Origin of the sequence: Nocardia sp. bgisy134 (genome assembly GCF_965341865.1) — a bacterium.
Classification (GTDB): domain Bacteria; phylum Actinomycetota; class Actinomycetes; order Mycobacteriales; family Mycobacteriaceae; genus Nocardia.
Window position 1 is genome coordinate 246,862 of record NZ_CBDQZP010000003.1, and the last position, 18,513, is coordinate 265,374.

The 18,513-nt window shown below is 68.6% G+C and carries 17 protein-coding genes and 1 tRNA gene; 7 read left to right on the top strand and 11 right to left on the bottom strand.

The annotated features are described in order from the left end of the window. Nucleotides 1-17 precede the first annotated feature (17 nt). Complete coding sequence (locus ACRWNM_RS07815) at nucleotides 18-1,298, top strand: tyrosine-type recombinase/integrase (RefSeq protein ID WP_431965393.1); 1,281 nt, start codon at nucleotides 18-20, stop codon at nucleotides 1,296-1,298. A gap of 76 nt (nucleotides 1,299-1,374) precedes the next feature. Here ACRWNM_RS07815 and ACRWNM_RS07820 read toward each other — a convergent pair. From ACRWNM_RS07820 to ACRWNM_RS07840, 5 genes are all read right to left on the bottom strand, one after another. Continuing rightward, nucleotides 1,375-1,447, bottom strand: a tRNA-Ala gene (locus ACRWNM_RS07820). 80 nt (nucleotides 1,448-1,527) lie between these two features. Continuing rightward, entirely contained in the window at nucleotides 1,528-2,676 is a 1,149-nt protein-coding gene (gene sepX / locus ACRWNM_RS07825; RefSeq protein WP_431964977.1) for a divisome protein SepX/GlpR, read from the bottom strand. Nucleotides 2,677-3,037: 361 nt separating this feature from the next. Next, nucleotides 3,038-3,688 (bottom strand): GNAT family N-acetyltransferase, encoded by a 651-nt coding sequence (locus ACRWNM_RS07830; RefSeq protein ID WP_431964979.1) that lies wholly within the window; start codon nucleotides 3,686-3,688, stop codon nucleotides 3,038-3,040. Between the two features lie 12 nt (nucleotides 3,689-3,700). Beyond that, a complete protein-coding gene (gene glp, locus ACRWNM_RS07835; protein ID WP_431964981.1) occupies nucleotides 3,701-4,957 on the bottom strand; it encodes a molybdotransferase-like divisome protein Glp in 1,257 nt (418 codons plus the stop codon). 125 nt (nucleotides 4,958-5,082) lie between these two features. Further along, nucleotides 5,083-6,039, bottom strand: a complete 957-nt coding sequence (locus tag ACRWNM_RS07840; protein WP_431964983.1) for a UTP--glucose-1-phosphate uridylyltransferase — start codon at nucleotides 6,037-6,039, stop codon at nucleotides 5,083-5,085. Nucleotides 6,040-6,117: 78 nt separating this feature from the next. Between ACRWNM_RS07840 and ACRWNM_RS07845 the strand changes: the two genes are divergently transcribed. From ACRWNM_RS07845 to mscL, 4 genes are all read left to right on the top strand, one after another. Continuing rightward, on the top strand, nucleotides 6,118-6,714 hold the full coding sequence (locus ACRWNM_RS07845) for a 5-formyltetrahydrofolate cyclo-ligase (protein ID WP_431964985.1): 597 nt from the start codon (nucleotides 6,118-6,120) through the stop codon (nucleotides 6,712-6,714). 68 nt (nucleotides 6,715-6,782) lie between these two features. Further along, nucleotides 6,783-7,076 (top strand): FmdB family zinc ribbon protein, encoded by a 294-nt coding sequence (locus ACRWNM_RS07850; RefSeq protein WP_431964987.1) that lies wholly within the window; start codon nucleotides 6,783-6,785, stop codon nucleotides 7,074-7,076. Nucleotides 7,077-7,179: 103 nt separating this feature from the next. Further along, the gene (locus ACRWNM_RS07855; protein ID WP_431964989.1) at nucleotides 7,180-7,848 is read left to right on the top strand and encodes an SAF domain-containing protein; all 669 of its coding nucleotides are present in this window, start codon (nucleotides 7,180-7,182) and stop codon (nucleotides 7,846-7,848) included. 145 nt (nucleotides 7,849-7,993) lie between these two features. Further along, nucleotides 7,994-8,401 (top strand): large conductance mechanosensitive channel protein MscL, encoded by a 408-nt coding sequence (mscL, locus tag ACRWNM_RS07860; protein WP_431964991.1) that lies wholly within the window; start codon nucleotides 7,994-7,996, stop codon nucleotides 8,399-8,401. 278 nt (nucleotides 8,402-8,679) lie between these two features. Here the strand turns inward: mscL and ACRWNM_RS07865 are convergent, their stop codons facing one another. From ACRWNM_RS07865 to ACRWNM_RS07890, 6 genes are all read right to left on the bottom strand, one after another. Continuing rightward, nucleotides 8,680-9,351 carry an MspA family porin gene (locus ACRWNM_RS07865; protein WP_431964993.1) on the bottom strand — a complete coding sequence of 224 codons (672 nt, stop codon included), beginning with the start codon at nucleotides 9,349-9,351 and terminating at the stop codon, nucleotides 8,680-8,682. 135 nt (nucleotides 9,352-9,486) lie between these two features. Next, complete coding sequence (locus tag ACRWNM_RS07870; protein WP_431964995.1) at nucleotides 9,487-10,161, bottom strand: MspA family porin; 675 nt, start codon at nucleotides 10,159-10,161, stop codon at nucleotides 9,487-9,489. Between the two features lie 701 nt (nucleotides 10,162-10,862). Next, the gene (locus ACRWNM_RS07875; RefSeq protein ID WP_431964997.1) at nucleotides 10,863-11,432 is read right to left on the bottom strand and encodes a MogA/MoaB family molybdenum cofactor biosynthesis protein; all 570 of its coding nucleotides are present in this window, start codon (nucleotides 11,430-11,432) and stop codon (nucleotides 10,863-10,865) included. Then, entirely contained in the window at nucleotides 11,429-12,844 is a 1,416-nt protein-coding gene (locus tag ACRWNM_RS07880; RefSeq protein WP_431964999.1) for a S1C family serine protease, read from the bottom strand. Before ACRWNM_RS07880 ends, ACRWNM_RS07875 begins: the two co-directional genes overlap by 4 nt. 72 nt (nucleotides 12,845-12,916) lie before the next feature. Next, nucleotides 12,917-14,401: an ATP-binding protein gene (locus ACRWNM_RS07885; RefSeq protein WP_431965001.1), complete on the bottom strand. Its 1,485-nt coding sequence runs from the start codon at nucleotides 14,399-14,401 to the stop codon at nucleotides 12,917-12,919. 11 nt (nucleotides 14,402-14,412) lie between these two features. Then, the gene (locus tag ACRWNM_RS07890; protein ID WP_431965003.1) at nucleotides 14,413-15,099 is read right to left on the bottom strand and encodes a response regulator transcription factor; all 687 of its coding nucleotides are present in this window, start codon (nucleotides 15,097-15,099) and stop codon (nucleotides 14,413-14,415) included. Between the two features lie 356 nt (nucleotides 15,100-15,455). Between ACRWNM_RS07890 and ACRWNM_RS07895 the strand changes: the two genes are divergently transcribed. Together ACRWNM_RS07895 and ACRWNM_RS07900 are read left to right on the top strand one after the other, a co-directional pair. Continuing rightward, complete coding sequence (locus ACRWNM_RS07895; protein WP_431965005.1) at nucleotides 15,456-18,104, top strand: HAMP domain-containing sensor histidine kinase; 2,649 nt, start codon at nucleotides 15,456-15,458, stop codon at nucleotides 18,102-18,104. Then, a complete protein-coding gene (locus ACRWNM_RS07900) occupies nucleotides 18,101-18,511 on the top strand; it encodes a roadblock/LC7 domain-containing protein (RefSeq protein WP_431965007.1) in 411 nt (136 codons plus the stop codon). Before ACRWNM_RS07895 ends, ACRWNM_RS07900 begins: the two co-directional genes overlap by 4 nt. Nucleotides 18,512-18,513 lie beyond the last annotated feature (2 nt).

Below are 18,513 nucleotides of genomic sequence, written 5' to 3' on the forward strand. Positions count from 1 at the left end.
GTGTCCCTGGCGCCCCGATGCTGACCGAATTGTCTCCAGGCCGCTGGGAGGCAAGGATTTTGGTTCGCGATGCCTCCGGCAAGAGGCGAGATCTGAAACGGGTCTCGCCTATCAAGCTCGACGCACGCGGCCGAAAGATCCCCGATCGCAATGGATCACGCGCACTGGATGCGGTCATGGCTGCGGCCACGAGTATCCGTGTGGACTTGGGCGGGGAGTTGTCGGAGTCCACGAGTGTTCGGCAACTGTGGGGGCTGTATCGGGCACATCTGGTCGAACAGGGCCGCGCGGGTAACACGATGGACCGCTACGACGTGGTCGCGGAGTTGTTCAACACCGCGTTCGGTGAGCGGCGGCTTCTCGAGGTCACCACGTCAGCTGTGGAGGCGTTCCTCAAACAGGTAGGCGAAGCCAAGGGACCGTCCTCGATGCGCACGGCCCGAAACGTGCTGTCGGGGATGTTCCGTTACGCCGTGCGCAAAGATGCCCTGACCGTGAACCCGGTCCGGGAATCGCAGATGGCCAAGAACATCGAGGCCAAGGGCCGCACCGGTGGCGCCCGCGATCTCACCATCGATGAGTTGCGCTTCATCCTCACCGCTGTACGAACCTCGCAGGTGCCGTGCCCGCGCAAGCTGTCCAGGGCCGAGCGCAACCGGGGCACACCGGTCAAGGCGTACACCCCGCCAACGGTCGCCGACTACTGCGACACCGCCGACCTGGCCGACCTGGTGACCCTGCTCGCGGCAACCGGACTGCGGCGCAGTCAGATACTCGGCCTGTTGTGGTCGGACATCGACCTCGAGGCACGCACCCTGCGCACCACCGGCAAGGTCGTCCGCGTGAAAGGCGACGGCTTGGTCCGCCTCGAGGTGGAGGACGACCCGAAGAACCGGCGCAACACCATCGCCCTACCCGACTTCGCCGTTCAGATGTTGAAGCGGCGTCGAGCGGCACTCGCGGCCCGGAAACTGGCATCACCTCCCGACTCGGACGCACCAACGCTCGATCTGGTGTTCCCCTCGGCGGTGTGGACGCTGCGCGATCCGCAGAACGTCGGCCACGAATGGCAGCGCGTTCGTGACGCCCTCGGCATGGCCGACGACATCACCGCACACAGCTTCCGTCATGCGGTGGCGACGATCCTCGATGACGCCGGACTGTCGGCGCGAGTCACCGCTGACGTGCTCGGCCACGCCGACCCGGCGATGACACAACGGCACTACATGGCACGCGGGCGAACCCACCATGCCGCCGCCGAAGCACTCGAACGCGCGGTCACCGGGGCAGGGACATAGTTGGGACTTAGTTGGAAGATGCGAAAGGGCGGGTTCCCGAGTCTGACTCGAAACCCGCCCTTACCTGCGAGAACTGTGGAGCTAAGGGGAATCGAACCCCTGACCTTCTCGATGCGAACGAGACGCGCTACCAACTGCGCTATAGCCCCGTGCGATCCCCGGGGGAACCGCGCTGTGCAACTGTAGCAGGCGATGCGGCGGGATACCGAATCGCCTGCCTGAGCTGCGGTTATTCGCCGACGGCGCGGCGCATGTCGGTGCCGGTGCGGCCGCGCAGGGCGCGGGCGGTGGCGGGATCGAAGGTTTCGAGATGTTCGAACATGGGGTCTTCGTCGTCGGCGTCCAGCAGGACGGAGCGGCGGCGCAGGGCGCGGGCGGTGTCGCGATCCATGCCGCGGCGGGCCGCGGTGTCGTCGGCGTGCCGCGGGTCGTCGTGGGCGTCCTCGTGATCGCGGGTGAGGCGGGCGGCGCGGCGGCGGCGGATCTCCTCTTCCATCCGGACCTGCTTGCGTAGGTACGCCAGGTAGGTGCCGAGGCCGAGGACGGACGCCGCGCAGGCCCACCACACCAGCGGGCTCACGACGATCGCGAGCGCCCCGCAGAGGATGCTCGACAGCAGCAGGCCGAGCACGGCGCGCTGCCGGAAGGTGTAGCGGGCGGCGCGCGCTATCGCGTCGGCTTCCGGGTCGAAACCACCGCGGCCGCGCCGGGTGGGAACGAATTCCGGTTCGGCCGAATCGGTTTCGAAGTCGAGGTCCGGGACGCGCGCGGGTGCGGCGGAACGGGCGGGCGGAATACGTGCCGTGGTCGGTTCGTGGTGCGCCGCGGCCTCTTCATCGTCTTCGGCCACGTCGTCATCATCGGCCGCCGCGTCCGTGTCCGCAGGCGATCGGGCCGTCTCGGTGTCGTTCTCGTCCGAATCGAGATCCGAATCGGGATCCGCCGCACGGTCGGCCTCGCTCGTCACGTCGTCGTCCGGCTCGGCCGAATCCGCTTCGGCGGGTTCGTCATCGGCGGCGCCGGAGTGTTCGGCGGACGCGTCCTGCCCCGCCTCGAGCGCCGGGAAGTCGTCCCGCGCGTCGGTGTCCTCGTCGACCTCGGTGACTTGCTCGTCGGCCGGTGCGCTCATCCGGTCCTCCGCATCATCGCTATAGAAACGCTTTCTCTGCACTCGGGTCGGCCGATAGTCCGGGTCGCTGTCGTGCCCGGCCGCCGGCCCCTTCTTCATGCGTCGCTTGGAGCCGCCGCGGTGCAACACGCGGGTCGCCAGTGCCGCATCGGTGGTCTGCCGGATCCTGGGGTGCCGGTCGGCCAGGATCGGGAACAGGACGAAGACCCAGAGCACGACGAGCCCGATCCACAGAATCGAGTTCGGCATCAGGTCATCACCTCCGTCCCCACCTGTTCGTCCGTTCGGCCCGCGCCTGGATGACGCACCGCGCCGTGCGTTCGCTACCGCTCCCGCTCTCGGACGCGATCCATCGTCCGGAGACGCCTCTCAGGCTCCCTGCCGGTACCGCAAGACGCGGCATCGACGTCCGTAGGTTAATTCGGCGCGCCGCGCGAATACGGCAGGCGCGCCGTGCACATCCGCCACACCTGTCACAAGCTCCCCCGTCGGTCCGCGTTTCGCGCGGGAGTTGACGTGTCACGACGGTATCGTTCCGTCCGTCTATCGATTGCAGGATTTCTTTCCGGGTATTCCGAGAAGCAAATGTCTTGCAAACGAATTGCGGCCTTCAGGGCAGTATGACCCGCCCGTCACGCACCAGCCGATCGAGCACGGTCCCGTTGATTTCCTCGACCGTGAGGCCGACGAGCAGATGGTCCCGCCACGCGCCGTCCACGTCCAGATAGCGGCGAAGCAGGCCTTCCTCTCGGAACCCGACATTGCGCAGCACGGCCTGGCTGGCCAGGTTTTCCGGGCGCACGGTCGCTTCGACGCGGTGCAGCCCGACCGGCCCGAAGCAGTGGTCGAGTCCGAGCGCGAGCGCTGCGGTGGCCACGCCTTGCCCGCTGAGATCCTTGGCCACCCAGTAGCCGATCCACGCCGAGCGCAGCGCTCCGCGCACGATGTTGCCGACGGTCAACTGGCCGCTGAAGGTGCCGTCGACCTCGATGACGAGCGGAATCATCGCGCCGCGCCGGGCCTCGGCCTTCAGGCTCGACCACAGCGAGGGCCAGTTCGACGCGTGATTGCGTGCGTCCCAGGCCCCGCGGCCGGTCGGCTCCCACGGCTCCAGGTGCTCGCGGTCGCGCAGCCGGATGCGGCTCCATGCCGCCGCGTCACGCAACCGCACCGGCCGCAGCGTGACCTGTCCCGCCGCGACGCGCACCGGACCGAGATGCGCGGGCCACCCCGGATGCTGGGTGACCCGGAAGACGTTCATCGACTCCACGCTTCAGCCGCGCTGGGAGAGAAAAGCGACCTGCACCTCGTCGCCGGTCCTGACCTCGGTGTCCTCCGGATCGATGATGATCAGGCTGTTCGCCTCGGCCATGGTGGCCAGCAGATGCGAGGAGCCCGCGCCGCCGCCGAGCGGCTGCACGAGATAGTCCCCGGTGGATTCGTCGCGCATGAGCTGCGCTCGCAAGAAGCCTTTACGGCCGATCATCGAATTGATCGGGGTGATGGTCCTGGCCCGGATGATCCGTCGCATCGGATGCCTGCGGCCGAGCGCGATCCGGATCAGCGGACGCACCATCACCTCGAACACCACCAGTGCGCCAACGGGATTGGACGGCAGCAGGAAGGTCGGCACCTCGTCGCGCCCGAGCCTGCCGAAACCCTGCACCGAGCCGGGATGCATGGCCACCCTGGCGATCTCGAGTTCGCCGAGCCCCTCCAGCGCCTCGCGCACCTGCTCGGAGGCCCAGCCGCCGACCGCGCCCGCGATCACGACGACTTCCGAACGCACCAGCTGGCCTTCGATCACGTCGCGCAGCCGCCGCGGATCGGCGCTGATGATGCCGACGCGGTTCACGTCGGCGCCCGCATCGCGCGCGGCGGCGGCCAGCGCGTAGGAGTTGACGTCGTAGACCTGGCCCGGCCCCGGCGTGCGATCGATGTCGATGAGCTCGCCGCCGACCGAGATCACCGAGAGCCGGGGACGCGGATGCACGAGGACCTTGTCCTGGCCGACCGCGGCGAGCAGGCCCACCTGCGCGGGGCCGATGATGGTGCCCGCGCGCACCGCGACATCGCCTGGCTGCACGTCGTCGCCGATGCGCCGCACGTAATCGCCCGAGCGAACCGATTCGTAGACCTTGATCCTGGCCCGGCCGCCGTCGGTGAAATCCAGCGGAAGCACGGCATCGGCGAGCGTCGGCAGCGGAGCGCCGGTGTCGACCCGCACCGTCTGGCGCGGCTGCAACCGGATCGGCTGCCGGGAACCCGCGACCACCTCGCCGACCACCGGCAGCGTCAGGTCGACGAGTTCGCCGTCCTCGTCGCGGATATCGGACCCGGCGGCGGACACGTCGACGCTGCGCACCGCGTAACCGTCGATGGCCGCCTGATCGAATCCGGGCAGCGGCCGCTCGGTGATCACGTCCTCGGCGCACAGCAGGCCCTGGGCCTCGGAGATCGCGACACGGACCGGCCGGGGCGCGACCGCCGCCGCGGTCACCTTGATCTGCTGATCCTCAACCGAGCGCATCCAGCCCTTCCTGATCTTCTCCGCACCTCGAACCGATTCCGCCGCACGCGCTTCGGACGCAACCGCGTTCGGTGAACCATCATTCGTACCCGACGGTCCACTGTCGACGAAAGCCGAACATTCGCTCAGTCGTCCGTCGTCAGCTGCGGATCCCAGTCCGGACCGAGCCGGTGCTGCAGCCACTCGCGCAGGGCGGGGCCGTATTCCTCTCGTTCCAAAGCGAAATCGACCGCAGCACGAAGATAACCGCCCGGGTTGCCCAAATCGTGGCGCGACCCACGGTGCACGACGACGTGTACGGGGTGTCCCTCCTCGATCAGCAGCGCGATGGCGTCGGTGAGTTGAAGCTCACCTCCGGCGCCCGGCTCGATCCGCCGCAGGGCGTCGAAGATGGCCCGGTCCAACAGGTATCGGCCCGCGGCCGCGAAGGTGGACGGCGCGTCGGCCAGCGCGGGCTTCTCCACCATTCCGTTGACCCGCAGCACGTTCGGGTTGGTCGCGTCGGGCACCGGCGCGACGTCGAAGACGCCGTACGCGCTGACCTCTTCCTTCGGCACGTCGATGGCGCACAGCACGGTGCCGCCGCGCTTGCGCCGCACCCGGCTCATCACGTCGAGCACGCCGCACGGCAGCACCAGGTCGTCGGGAAGCAGGACCGCGATCGCGTCCTCGTCGTCGTCCAGCACCTGCTCGGCCTGCGCGACCGCGTGACCGAGACCGAGCGGCTCCTCCTGCACCACCGAGGTGACATCCAGCAGGGCAGGAGCCTTGCGCACCTTCTCGAGCAAGTGGAATTTGCCACGCTCGGCGAGGGTGCTCTCCAGCACCAGGTCCTCGACGAAGTGCGCGACGACGCCGTCCTTGCCCGGTGAGGTCACGATCACGAGCCGGTCCGCGCCGGACTCCGCCGCCTCGCTCGCCACCAGTTCGATGCCAGGAGTGTCCACCACCGGCAGCAACTCTTTGGGCACCGTCTTGGTCGCGGGCAGGAAACGGGTCCCGAGCCCGGCCGCTGGCACGACTGCCGTGCGGAAACACGACATCAGTGCACCATCCGCGGACTGTCCTGCCATTGCTGTCATACGCATACCCTATCCATCCATCACACCGCCGACCGTCGTCGCGGCGGCCCGGCACTCGGTGAGCTTATGGTGATCCCCATGGAGATGCCCGGCGAGCGGGACAAACATGCATGGCGTGGCGAAATTCTCGCCCGACGGGCCGCGGTGTCCGCCGACGAACGCGCGAGCGAGGCGCTGGCCCTGGCCGAGGAAGTCGGCAAACTCGAGGTTTCCGGATGGGTGTGCGCCTACGTCCCGGTGCGCGGCGAACCCGGTTCGACCGCCCAGCTGGAGGCCCTTCGGGAGGCGGGTGCGCGCGTGCTGCTGCCGCTCACCGGCGGCGCGGAACCGCTGAACTGGGCCGAGTACACCGGCCGGGACGACCTGCGTAAGGCCCGGTACGGGCTGCTGGAGCCGAGCGGCCCCGCGCTGGGCGCCGACGCCGTCGCGCTGGCCGAGCTGATCCTGATTCCGGCGCTCGCGGTGGACCGGCGCGGCGTCCGGCTCGGGCGCGGGGCCGGGCACTACGACCGCACCCTCGGCGCGGCCCGGCCGGACGCCCGGCTGGTCGCGGTGGTGCGCGACGACGAATTCGTGGAACGGCTGCCCGAAGAACCGCACGACCTGCGGATGGGCTGGGTCCTCACGCCGCGCGGCGGATTACGGCAACTCGGCGGCGATCCGGTCGCGGAATGATCGACCGATTGGCGGCGTTGGCACTGTCAACTGTAGAGTGCCAGTTGACGAACCCTGCGGAGGATCCTGTGCCAACTTATTCATACGCGTGCACCGAGTGCGACAACCGGTTCGACATCGTGCAGTCCTTCACCGACGACGCACTGACGGTCTGCGAGAACTGCTCGGGGAAGCTGCGCAAGCTGTTCAACTCGGTCGGCATCGTGTTCAAGGGCAGTGGTTTCTACCGCACCGACAGCCGCGGCGGCGCGTCCACCGCGAGCGAGCCCGCGAAGTCCGACAGCAGCTCCAGCTCGGCAGGCTCCGACTCCAGCTCTTCCAGCAGCACGAGCTCGACCGCCAGCACGGCCGTCGCCAGCTGATTCCGCGGTAGTCCGAATCCCGGGTTGTCCACAGCCTCCGGTTGATCCACAACCCACCCTTTTCGCGCGCCGCGCGGTGTGATTCTGGCCATAGGATCCGGCCATGACTCGCGCACTCGCCGATCTCGGTCGCGGTAGCCCACTGCGCTTCGCGCTGTCGAACCGCCCGCCCTGGGCCGACGGCCTGCTCGCCCGCCGGGTGCTCGCCGCGGCGCTGACACTGCTGGCGGTCGTCCTGTTCGCACGCGGGAATCCCGGCGCGGTGCGGGCGGAGGTCGTCGTCGCCGGGCGTGATCTGCCGCCGGGCGCGGTGCTCGAGCCCGGTGATCTGAAGACCGTTCCGCGCGAAACGGGCACCCTGCCGGTCGGCGTGGTGCGCGATCCCGCGACGCTGCACGGCGCGACGACGACCGGCGCGATGCGAGCAGGCGAGTTGTTCACCGACCTGCGGGTGATCGGGCCCCGGCTGGCCGAGGTGGCCGTCGGCGCGCGCGATGCGCGCATAGTCCCGGTCCGGCTGGCCGACAGCGCCGTCGCGGAGATCCTGCGCGCCGGCGACCGCGTCGACGTGATCGGCGGCGAGGAGCAACAAGGGCCCGGCGCGCACCCGGCCCGCACCCTGGCGAGCGACGCCGCCGTCGTCCTGGTTTCCCAGCCTGGCGAGCGGCGCGACGCGACCGACAGGGTGGTGCTGGTCGCGATGGATTCCGAGCGCGCCGCGGTGGTGGCCGCGGCCTCCCTGCACACCGCGCTCACGGTGGTCTTCCATTGACAGACCGCCCCCCGCGCGGATTTATTCGCGACGCGAATATGTTCGCCGAACATTAACCGAATGGGTCGACTAGCATCCCCGATACCCGGCACGCAGATTCCGCCGAGTGTGACCGTAGCTGCCTTCCGAAGAGGAGAGATCGGCAATGCTCAAGGGATTCAAGGATTTCATGCTCCGTGGAAACGTCGTCGACCTGGCAGTTGCGGTGATAATCGGCACCGCGTTCGTCGCGATCGTCACCGCGTTCACCAACGGAATCATCAATCCGCTGCTCGCCGTTTTCGGCGGAAGCGACGAAATCGGCCTCGGTTTCTACCTGGTTGCCGACAAACCGGCGACATTCGTTCAGGTCGGCCCGATCATCACCGCGATCATCAATTTCGCCATCATCGCCGCTGTGTTGTATTTCGTGCTGGTGCTGCCCGCGGCGCAGATGAAGAAGCGATTCGGCGGCGACGTGGAAGAACCGCTGAGCGATACCGAGATTCTGGTTCAGATCCGCGATCTGCTGGCCGAGGGACGCGAGAGCGCCGGTGGACGGCACGAATACTGAACCGGGCGGAAGCGAGCCCTCGAGCAGCCGCCCCGGATACCCGCTCCCGTCGGGTCGTCCGGGTTGTCCCCTCCGAACGACACATCCAGCCTAGTCGCGCCCTAATGGACGCATGTCCAGTATCGGCATCGAATCGCCGCTACGGACGACAACGGGCCCGTCGCCGAAGCGACGGGCCCGTTCGTTCGGGTCATCGGGCGCACGACCCGACAGTCGGCGCGGCCCGATGGAGTCCGCCCGCACACCGACGATGATCGGAGCGCGGGCGGAGAGGCACATCAGCCGAGGCTGAACGGCTGGCCCCACAGCGTCACCCAGGTGACGACGTTGTCGGTCTCGACCTCGACGCTGACGAAGGCGCGGGCCTGCGCGTAACCACCGCAGCCCGACAGGCCGATGGTGGAGTCCGCCCAGGTGACCGAGCCGTTGCTGCCCTTGAACTTGTTGCGCTTCTTGTGCGCCTCGTTGCCGAAGTCGTCGGCCTCCTCGATGTCGAGGATGTAGAACGAGGTCGCCTGGCCCGGGCCGAGCGACAGGTTGCCGCCGCTGGTCGCGCCGATGCTCGGGCTCTCACCCTGCCAGTCGCTGCCGGCCTCGACGCCGCCCTCGGCGCCGCCGCCCGCGATGTTCACCTGGCAGCCGACGGTGTAGCCCGGGAAGATCTTGCCGCCGGCTTCCGAGCCGGTGCCGGACACCTCGACCTGAGCCGAACCGGAGACCCACGCGTTGCGGTGCACCGGGGTGGAGCCGAGGGACGGGCTGATGGTGGCGGACTCGCCGACCAAGCGGACCGTCACGACGGTGCCGTCGGACAGGTGCTTGACGATCTGGCCGCCCGGCAGCGGAACGAAGGTGTCGGCGTTGGCAGCGCCGGTGGAGAACAGGCCCATGGCGATGGTGGCGGCGGCACCGACACCGGCCACACGCGCCACGTTCTTACGGTTGATCATTTCGTTGTACCCCTCGAGGGTTGAATTCGCTTCAGCGAGAAGATTGTTCGTTGTTCGATCGGCGGCCTCGAACCGGCGACGATCGCTCGTGCGATCGATCGCGGTCCGCGCTCGCCGCGGTGGACTCGACAGACGTCAGCCGATGCTGAACGGCATCCCGTAGAGGGTGGTCTTCGAGTAGTGGTCACCGATGATCTCGACCACGGTGTAGGCGCGCGCCTGGGCGTAGCCCGCGCAGCCCTGGATCTCGATCTCGGCATCCTGGTACTCGACCGAGTACACGCCCGGCTTCAGGATGTCCTTGTAGTCGATCTGAACGAACTTCACTTCGCCAGGGCCGAGGTTCAGGCCGATGGAGCCGCCCAGGCTGAAGCCGTCGAGGTTGACGCCGCCCGACACGCCCGCGGAGATGGCGTCGTCGGCGATACTGACCTGGCAGCCGACGATGTAGCCGGTGCTCAGCTGGGAAGCGCCGTGGGTCGAGGAGTTGTTGGTGCCGGCGCCACCCGCGGGGCCGTTGTTCGGGCCGACCGTACCCTCGGGGGTCACGGTGACATCGGCGGTGGCGTTGCCCGAGACCCAGACGACGCGACCGGCGCCGTTGGCGGCAAGGGACGGCGAAATCAGGGCGTGCTCACCCGTGCGGGTCAGGGTCACGCCAGGACCCACCTTCTGACCGTCCGGCAACGGCACGAAGGTGTCGGCATTGGCAGCACCGGTCGACAGCAGGCCCATGGCAACGGCCGCGGCGGCGCCGACGCCCGCGACGCGGGCACCGCGACGCAGACCGTTGGTGCGGTTCTCGCTCATACTTCCCCTCATCAGGTTCAAACAGTCAACCTCGACCATCGAGGCTGGACAGTGGTCCATACTCAGGCCCAGCTCAGTTTGTCGCCCCTTTGTTGCCGATATGTAACCGGCTGTTATTTCGGCGCAACGCCCTCACTGGCAAATGGAACCGAGCCGGGTTCCGCCGGATCGACAACATACGTGCCGTATCCGGGCCTGCGGGGGACCTACGTTTGGGTGGCTCGAGGCGAAGATTAAACGGTCGGTAACTGCCTGGCAACGTAAAGAATTGTAAAGAACAATGTGATGTAGATCACTGGTGCTGACATGCCAATATCGCTTGACGTGCATAAATGCAGGCGGGAATGTCGCGCATTCGCCTGAACTGATCGACACGAGTCGCAACGACGCCAACCGCTACTTACGGGACAGGGCCGTATGAATAGCGCAGATCACAGTCCGTAATAGAAAACGGTGAGGAGATAACGCAGGAATATAGTCCTGAAGTACGGACTAAAATAGTAGAAAAGGCGCTCAGCCGTGATGCGGCGGAACCTGGGAGCGCAACCAGTCGTCGGCAGTACCACGGTCGGCCGGATCGTCACCGCGTTCGTCGCGGGTGGTGTCCGGGAGGGTGTCGCCGAAGATCCGCGCCAGACGCGCGGCGTCCCTCGCCCGGCGCGCGGCGGAGCGAGGGACGTCGGAGGAGTCGGCGGCCGGAATTATTCGGCCAATCCGGACAGTTCGCCGATCACTTTGCTGGCGAGCGGCGAGAGGGTTGCCATGCCGTCGCGGATGGCGGCGCGGGTGCCAGGCAGGTTGACCACCAGGGTGCTGCCCGACACGCCCGCCAGCCCGCGCGAGAGCCCGGCGTCCAGCGAGCCGGCGACCCGGCCGGAAGAGCGCAGCGCCTCGCTGATTCCGGGCAGTTCCCGGTCCAGCACCTGGGAGGTCGCCTCCGGCGTCACGTCGCGCGGCGACATCCCGGTACCGCCCACCGAGATGACCAGGTCGACGCCGCCGATCACGGCCGTGTTCAGCGCGTTGCGGATCTCCACCTCATCGGCCGACACCGACACCGACGCGTCGACGAGGAAACCCGCCTCGGTGAGCAGCTCGGTGACCAGCGGGCCGAGCGAGTCCACACCTCCATGCGCCGTTCGATCGTCGACGACCACCACCAGTGCACGCCCCGCCACAGGAGCATCGATTTCCATGGTGCTCACCGTAGCGCCTGTACCGAGCAACCCGGCGGCGGCGCTGGACAATTCCGCGTCACTCAGCCGCCTCATCGGCCACCGTCCGCGGGCACGCCGGTGAGAGTGACCTCGACCGTCTTGGGATTGTTGCCCTGTTCGTCGGTGTAGGTGACCTTCACCTTGTCTCCCGGTTGGTGCGAACGAACGGCGGCGATGAGGGCTTCGCCGGAGTCGATGGACCGGTCGTCCAGCTTGGTGATGACGACGCCCGCCGGGATGCCCGCCTTGGCGGCCGGGCCGTCCGGTGTCGCTTCCAGCACCAGTGCGGCGCTGTCCTGCGGCCGCAGCTTGATGCCGATCTGGGCGTAGGTGGCGTGGCCGCTCTTGATCAGCTGGTCGGCCACGCGGCGGGCCTGGTCCACCGGGATGGCGAAGCCGAGGCCGATCGAACCGCTCTGCTGGCCGCCCATCTCGCCGACGCCGAGGCTGGCGATCGCGGTGTTGATGCCGATCAGCTTGCCGCTGCCGTCCACCAGCGCGCCGCCCGAATTGCCGGGGTTGATGGCGGCGTCGGTCTGGATCGCGTCGATCACCGGCTGCGGGGCGTTGGGGTTCTGGCCGCCCTCGCCGCTGGTCGACACCGGCCGGTTCAGCGCCGAGACGATGCCGGTGGTGACGGTGCCCGCCAGGCCGAGCGGCGAGCCGATGGCGACCACCGGCTGGCCGACCTGGAGATTCGACGAGGTGCCCAGTTCGATCGGGGTCAGGTCGTTCTTGCCCTGCACCTTGATCACCGCGAGATCCGACACCGGGTCGGCGCCGACCAGCGTGGCGGGCGCGCTGCTCCCGTCGGAGAACATGACCTCCATCTTGGCGCCCGCGCCACCGCCGGAGGCCACGTGATTATTGGTCAGGATCAGGCCGTCGGAGGAGAGCACGACGCCGGAGCCCTCGCCCTGGGCGCGGTTGCTCGCCACCTTGATCATGACGACGCTCGGCAGCACCTTCTGCGCCACCGCCTGGGTCGAGCCCGCCGGCGCGTTGGACGCGTTGCTGACATTGGGCTTCGGCGCGTCCAGCGCATTGGTCACCGATGCCCTGCCGTCGTCGGATCGGGTGACCAGTGCGCCGACCGCACCGCCGACGCCGCCGCTGACCAGTGCGAGCGCCACCGCGCCTGCGACGAGACCGGTGCGGAACGGACGTCGCGGCGGCTGCGGCGGCTGCGCGCCGAAGGCCGCGCCTGGCACGGCGTGCGGGGGCGGCGGCGGGCCGCCGGGAGCCCCGAATCCGTGACCCGATTCGGGGCCGGGGAACGGCTGCGTCCGATGGTGATCACCGGGATGCTGCTGCGACTGATAGTGGGGCGTCTGGTGCGCCGCGCCGGGTGCGGCCCATGCCGCGTGCTCGGCCGCGCCCGCGGCAGGGAACTGCTCGGTCGGCCGGGGTCCGGAGGCATCCGCCTTCCCCAGCTCCACGTTGCGGTCCTGGAAATCCTCCGTCATGGTTTCTCGTTTCTCCTCACGTCTGCCGACCAGCGTGCCGACGACGGCTTAGAGCCGACTGAGACCGTGCTTTCAGTTCTCCGAGATCTCCTGAGCGGTCGCGGGGCCATCGCCCTCGCCATCGCCCTCGCCCGGTAACACGATACGGATCTGCGCGCCCCCGCGGTCGGACGTGTCGATCGTGATGGTGCCGCCGTGCTTGGTCACCACCTGCTTGACGATGGCCAGGCCGAGCCCCGATCCCGGCATCGATCGGGACGCGGTGGTCCGGTAGAACCGCTCGAACACCAGCTCCCGTTCGTCCGACGGGATGCCGGGGCCCGCGTCGTCCACCGCGAGTTCCAGCAGACCCCGTCCGGTCTCGCGCATGGTGACCAGCACCTGGGCGCCTGCGGGGCTCCACTTGGCGGCGTTGTCGAGCACGTTCAGCACCGCCCGCTCCAGTCCGGCCTCGTGGCCGTAGACGAACCACGGCCGCAGCTCGGCGACGAACTCGATGGACCCGCGCCTGCGCCGGGCGCGCTCCAATGCCCGCTCGGTCACCTCGCCGAGATCGATCCGCTCGTAGACCGTCTCGGGGGCGTCCTCGCGCGCCAGGTCGACCAGATCACCGACGAGGGTGGACAGTTCCTCGATCTGAGCCATCACGTCCTCGCGCAGCTCCGCCATGTCCTCCTCGGGAATCCGTGGCGCGCCCGGCCTGCTGGAGGCGATGAGCAACTCCATGTTGGTGCGCAACGAGGTCAGCGGCGTGCGCAGCTCGTGCCCGGCGTCTGCGACCAGACGCCGCTGGCGGTCGCGTGATTCGGCCAGCGCCCGCAGCATGGTGTTGAAACTGTCGGTGAGCCGAGCCAATTCGTCGTCACCGGTGACCGGGATGGGCGTGAGGTCGTCGGTGCGTGCGACGCGTTCGGTCGCGGCCGTCAGCCTGGCGATGGGTCTGAGCCCGGTGCGGCCCACCGCCGTGCCCGCCGCCGCGGCGAGCACCACGCCGCAGCCGCCGACCACGAACAGCAGCCAGGCGAGCCGGTCGAGCACCTCGCGGGTCGGCTCGAGTCGCTGCGAGATGACCAGCGTCGCACCGGAGTTCGTGCGCACCGCGAGCACGCGTTGATTGCTCACCGTGCGCAGCGAGGAGGTCAGCGTGCCGTCGGCGACGGCGAACTCCTGCTCCCCCACCGGCGGAATCGTCTGCTGCGGCGGCATATATGGCTTGTGGTCGGCGAAGATCAACGCGACGCCGACATCGTTGGAGAACAGGCCGGCCAGGATGATCGACTGGAAGCCCATGCTCTCGAAGTTGTTGTCGATCATCGTCGAGGCACGCGCCCGCAATTGCGCGTCGACGTCCGCGTAGAGCGCGCGCGCCACCATCGCGTAGGCGGCGATGGACGTGAACGCGACCGCGATGGCCACCACCGAGGCGGCCAGCAGGGTGACACGCCAGCGCAGCGACACCGAGCGGGTCAGCGGCATCGGCGGCCGCATCTCGTTCGGGTCGGGCGGGCGGTGGCCCAGGGTGGCGATGACGGGTCGCCGGGGAACGCTTCGAGCCATTGTCGCGCGACCTACGGCGGAGTTTCGCGCAGCACGTAACCGACGCCGCGCACGGTGTGGATGAGCCGCGGCTCGCCCTCGGCCTCGGTCTTGCGGCGCAGGTAGCCGATGTAGACCTCGAGCGCGTTGCCCGAGGTCGGGAAGTCGTAGCCCCACACCTCTTCGAGGATGCGGCTGCGGGTGAGCACGCGGCGCGGGTTGGCCATCAGCATTTCCAGCAGCGAGAACTCGGTGCGGGTCAGGCTGATCGAGCGGGCGCCGCGGGCGACCTCGCGGGTCACCGGATCCAGGGACAGGTCCGCGAAGAGCATCGCTTCGGAGGTGTCGCCTTGTTCGGGCGCGCGGCGCCGCAGCAGCGCGCGCAACCGGGCGAGCAATTCCTCGAGAGCGAATGGCTTCGGCAGATAATCGTCGGCTCCGGCATCGAGTCCGGCAACCCTTTCGGAAACCGAATCGCGGGCCGTCAAAACCAGAATCGGAAGATCATCACCGGTGCTGCGCAGCCGTCGGCAAACTTCGAGCCCGTCCAATCTCGGCATCATCACGTCCAGCACGAGTGCGTCCGGACGTTGGACGGTGGCTTTCTCCAGGGCGTCCACACCATCCACCGCGAGATCGACCGAGTAGCCGTTGAAGGTCAGCGACCGACGCAGCGATTCCCGGACGGCGCGATCGTCGTCGACTACCAGAATGCGCATGCCACCAGTTTGACCGCATCGACTGAGAGCCAACTGAGAGGGGATGCCCGACACGCCGCGAACAGCGCTGGAGGGACGACACGCCAGAGCACCACCGATGACCTGGGGCTTTCATCGGCGCGCGCGGATTCCGGTCGTCGCGAGTCTCACTTCAGTACCGAAACTTGTTCTGCTCAGCCATATTAGAGGAATATCAAGTCGAGTGCCCCAGATTGCCGTTACACAGCCAGCACGGTATGTTCCCAGCGGTAAAAACAAGACCTCGAGTTGGTTCATCAGCGGGTTGGTCCCATACTTATGTGAAACAGCCACTAGCCATCCGGGGAAACCGCGCGGAGTGGAGGCGACGGAAGCGGATGGATGCAGCACCGCGTTCCCGGCAATTCAGGCTGTCGAACTGGTCCGTCACCCGCAAGGTCGGGATCGTGCTACTGCTGCCGGTGGTGCTCGCCTCGACGTTCGCGGTTTTGCGAATCAACGACGAGTTGAACACGATCGGCGACCTCGACGCGGCGACCGACCAGGCCAGGATCATCCGGCCGATGCTCGGTTTCGCCTCGGCCACCGAACAACTCGCCGTCACCACGGCGACCACGTGGGAGGACCACACCACCGACGCCGACCTGGACCGCATCGCGGGCCGGTTCGACCAGGCGGCCGCGGATCTCCAGACCTCGCTACGTTCGACGGGCGCGCCGGCCGACGTCGTCAACGAGCTCGACGCGGCGCTCACCGCGGGCCGCGCGATGCGCAACGGCCTGCGCAACAGCTCGCCGGTGGCGATCGGCCAGCAGGCCGACGAGGTCGCAGCCCGCATCGGCAACGCGATCGCGCGTTCGACGTCGCTGGAAGAGATCACCATTCAGCGGTACTTCCTGCAGCTCGGTGTGACCACCAACGCGCGCAGGCTGCACACCCAGCAGTACCTGCTGATCGGTTCGCCCGGCGCGGACCGCAACCCGGCCGTACGCCCCACCGTCTTGATCACCGCGGGTGGTGAGCTGGTGTTGCTGAGCCAGTTCGCCCAGCTGCAGCCGTCTTCGGCGCTCAACGCCAGCGTGCTGATCGACGCGGTGAACGTCCGGCTCGGCGCCTTCAGCCAGAACCTGGGCGACCCAGCGGGCAGCCAGCCGGTCATCGATTCGCTGCGCACCAGTGCCACCGCCTACGACCAGACCACCCTGAACCTGGTCGACACCATCGACGCGCGACTGGCCGACCGGACCGCCGAAGTCCGCGGCATCGTGTTGCGCGATATCGCGATCGTGGTCGCGACACTGCTGGCCGGTCTCGCCCTCGCGCTCGCGGTCGCCCGCTCGCTCGTCGTCCCGATTCGCCGCCTGCGGCACGGCGCACTCCAGGTCGCGCACGTCGACCTGCCCAACGAGCTCGAGGTCGTGCGTTCCGGCAACGCCACGCCGGAGCCGACCCGCGTCGACGTGCACACCACCGAGGAGATCGGCCAGCTGGCCCGCGCCGTCGACGACATCCACAACGCCGCGCTCCATCTCGCCGCCGAGCAGGCGCGTCTGCGCCTCCAGATCGGCAGCATGTTCGAGACCCTCTCGCGCCGCAGCCAGTCGCTCGTCGAGCAGCAGCTGACGCTGATCGAGGAGCTCGAGCACGACGAGGACGACTCCGAGCGCCTGCAGAGCCTGTTCCGCCTCGACCACCTCGCCACCCGCATGCGCCGCAACGGCGACAACCTGCTGGTGCTCGCGGGCACCGCGCTGCGCCGCGGCCACCTGCCGCCGGTGCCGCTGTCGGACATGCTGTGGAGCGCGGTCTCCCAGGTCGAGGACTACCAGCGCGTCGAGATCGGCAGCGCGCCCGACGGCATCGTGCCCGGTGAGCCCGCCGTCGACGTCGAGCACCTGCTGGCCGAGCTCATCGACAACGCGCTGCGCTACTCGCCGCCCACCACCCCGGTGGCGGTCTCGGTTGCGCGCGCGGTGGACGGCGGCTACCTGATCGAGATCATCGACCGCGGTCTCGGCATGTCGGCCGAGGACCTGCAGACGGTCAACGAGCACCTCGCCTCCGGTGGTGAGGTCACCGTCGAAACCGCACGCCGCATGGGTCTTTTCGTGGTCGGCCGACTCGCCAAGCGGCACAACATCACGGTCAACCTGCGCCGCACCTCGGCGATGGCACAGCAGCCCGGTATCACGGCGAGCGTGCACCTGCCGGGCACCCTGGTCTCGCCGGTGCCGATCAGCGACAAGGCTCCGCAGCTCACCGCGCCGATGCCGCAGGAGAGTTCGCCCGAACCCACCGTGGCGCCGCCGCGGATGCTGGTGCCGGTGCCGAGCCTGGCGCTGCCCGAGCACACCTCGTCGTTCGAGATGAGCGGCACCGGCCTGCCGCAGCGCCGCCCGGCGATCCGGGTGGCCACTCCGGCCGATCGCGCGACGCCGGTGATCGATGCCGAGACCACCGATCCGGGTCGCGGCGGCCCGCTGCCGATGCGGATGCGCAACGAGAACGGCGCGCCCCGCTCCGTGGAGCCGCTCGCGCTGCCCGCGCCCGCACCGGTGCCCGCGCCCGCGCCCGAGGAACCCGTGCACGTCGATGTGTGGGCCGAGACGGCCACCTACGAGGTGCCCGAGCCCGCGGCGCTCGCGAACGCCGCGCAGGCCACGGTCACCGGGCTGCGACCGGTGAACCCGGAGTCCCCGACGCCCATCTACCAGCGCATGGTCTCGGAGTGGTTGGTCGAACCCGCTTCGGCCAATGCCGAGGACGACGGCAACAGTTGGACTTCCCCCGCCGACGTCGGCTGGGCCGCCGCCGCGGAGGCGAGCAACCCGACCAACTCCGGCCGCACCTCCGGCGGCCTGCCCATCCGGCAGCCGGGAGCGCAGCTGGTCCCGGGCGGTCTGGCGCCGGCCAACGAATCCAACACGCGGAATCCTGACGAGATCCGCAATAGCTTGACCAGGCATCTCAGCGGGGTCCGCAGCGGGCGGGCCGACGCCCAGTACAACGACGGAGGGCTTGCATGACCGACAAACCAGGCAACACCACAGACGAGAATCTGAACTGGCTGGTCACCCGCTTCACGCGGGACGTGCCGGGTGTCACCCACGCGGTGCTGGTGTCGGCCGACGGCCTGCTGCAGGCGACCAGCCCGCACCTGCCCTCGGACCGCGCCGAGCAGCTGGCGGCGGTCACCGCGGGTCTGGCGAGCCTGTCCGCAGGCGCCGCGCAGTTGTTCAACGGCGGCAAGGTGATGCAGTCGATCGTCGACATGCAGCGCGGCTACCTGCTTGTGATGACCGTCGGCAACGGATCGCACTTGGCTGTGCTCGCCAACAAGACGCACGACATCGGCCGGATCGGTTATGAGATGGCGCTGCTCGTCGATCGTGTCGGTTCGGTGGTCCAGGCCACCGCCCGGACGGCCGTATAGAG

Bases quoted from the DNA above. Each gene is read 5' to 3' on its own strand.
- ACRWNM_RS07815 (WP_431965393.1), top strand. From the start codon at position 18: ATGCTGACCGAATTGTCTCCAGGCCGCTGGGAGGCAAGGATTTTGGTT.
- sepX (WP_431964977.1), bottom strand. From the start codon at position 2,676: ATGCCGAACTCGATTCTGTGGATCGGGCTCGTCGTGCTCTGGGTCTTC.
- ACRWNM_RS07830 (WP_431964979.1), bottom strand. From the start codon at position 3,688: ATGAACGTCTTCCGGGTCACCCAGCATCCGGGGTGGCCCGCGCATCTC.
- glp (WP_431964981.1), bottom strand. From the start codon at position 4,957: ATGCGCTCGGTTGAGGATCAGCAGATCAAGGTGACCGCGGCGGCGGTC.
- ACRWNM_RS07840 (WP_431964983.1), bottom strand. From the start codon at position 6,039: ATGACAGCAATGGCAGGACAGTCCGCGGATGGTGCACTGATGTCGTGT.
- ACRWNM_RS07845 (WP_431964985.1), top strand. From the start codon at position 6,118: ATGGAGATGCCCGGCGAGCGGGACAAACATGCATGGCGTGGCGAAATT.
- ACRWNM_RS07855 (WP_431964989.1), top strand. From the start codon at position 7,180: ATGACTCGCGCACTCGCCGATCTCGGTCGCGGTAGCCCACTGCGCTTC.
- mscL (WP_431964991.1), top strand. From the start codon at position 7,994: ATGCTCAAGGGATTCAAGGATTTCATGCTCCGTGGAAACGTCGTCGAC.
- ACRWNM_RS07865 (WP_431964993.1), bottom strand. From the start codon at position 9,351: ATGATCAACCGTAAGAACGTGGCGCGTGTGGCCGGTGTCGGTGCCGCC.
- ACRWNM_RS07870 (WP_431964995.1), bottom strand. From the start codon at position 10,161: ATGAGCGAGAACCGCACCAACGGTCTGCGTCGCGGTGCCCGCGTCGCG.
- ACRWNM_RS07875 (WP_431964997.1), bottom strand. From the start codon at position 11,432: ATGAGGCGGCTGAGTGACGCGGAATTGTCCAGCGCCGCCGCCGGGTTG.
- ACRWNM_RS07880 (WP_431964999.1), bottom strand. From the start codon at position 12,844: ATGACGGAGGATTTCCAGGACCGCAACGTGGAGCTGGGGAAGGCGGAT.
- ACRWNM_RS07885 (WP_431965001.1), bottom strand. From the start codon at position 14,401: ATGGCTCGAAGCGTTCCCCGGCGACCCGTCATCGCCACCCTGGGCCAC.
- ACRWNM_RS07890 (WP_431965003.1), bottom strand. From the start codon at position 15,099: ATGCGCATTCTGGTAGTCGACGACGATCGCGCCGTCCGGGAATCGCTG.
- ACRWNM_RS07895 (WP_431965005.1), top strand. From the start codon at position 15,456: ATGGATGCAGCACCGCGTTCCCGGCAATTCAGGCTGTCGAACTGGTCC.
- ACRWNM_RS07900 (WP_431965007.1), top strand. From the start codon at position 18,101: ATGACCGACAAACCAGGCAACACCACAGACGAGAATCTGAACTGGCTG.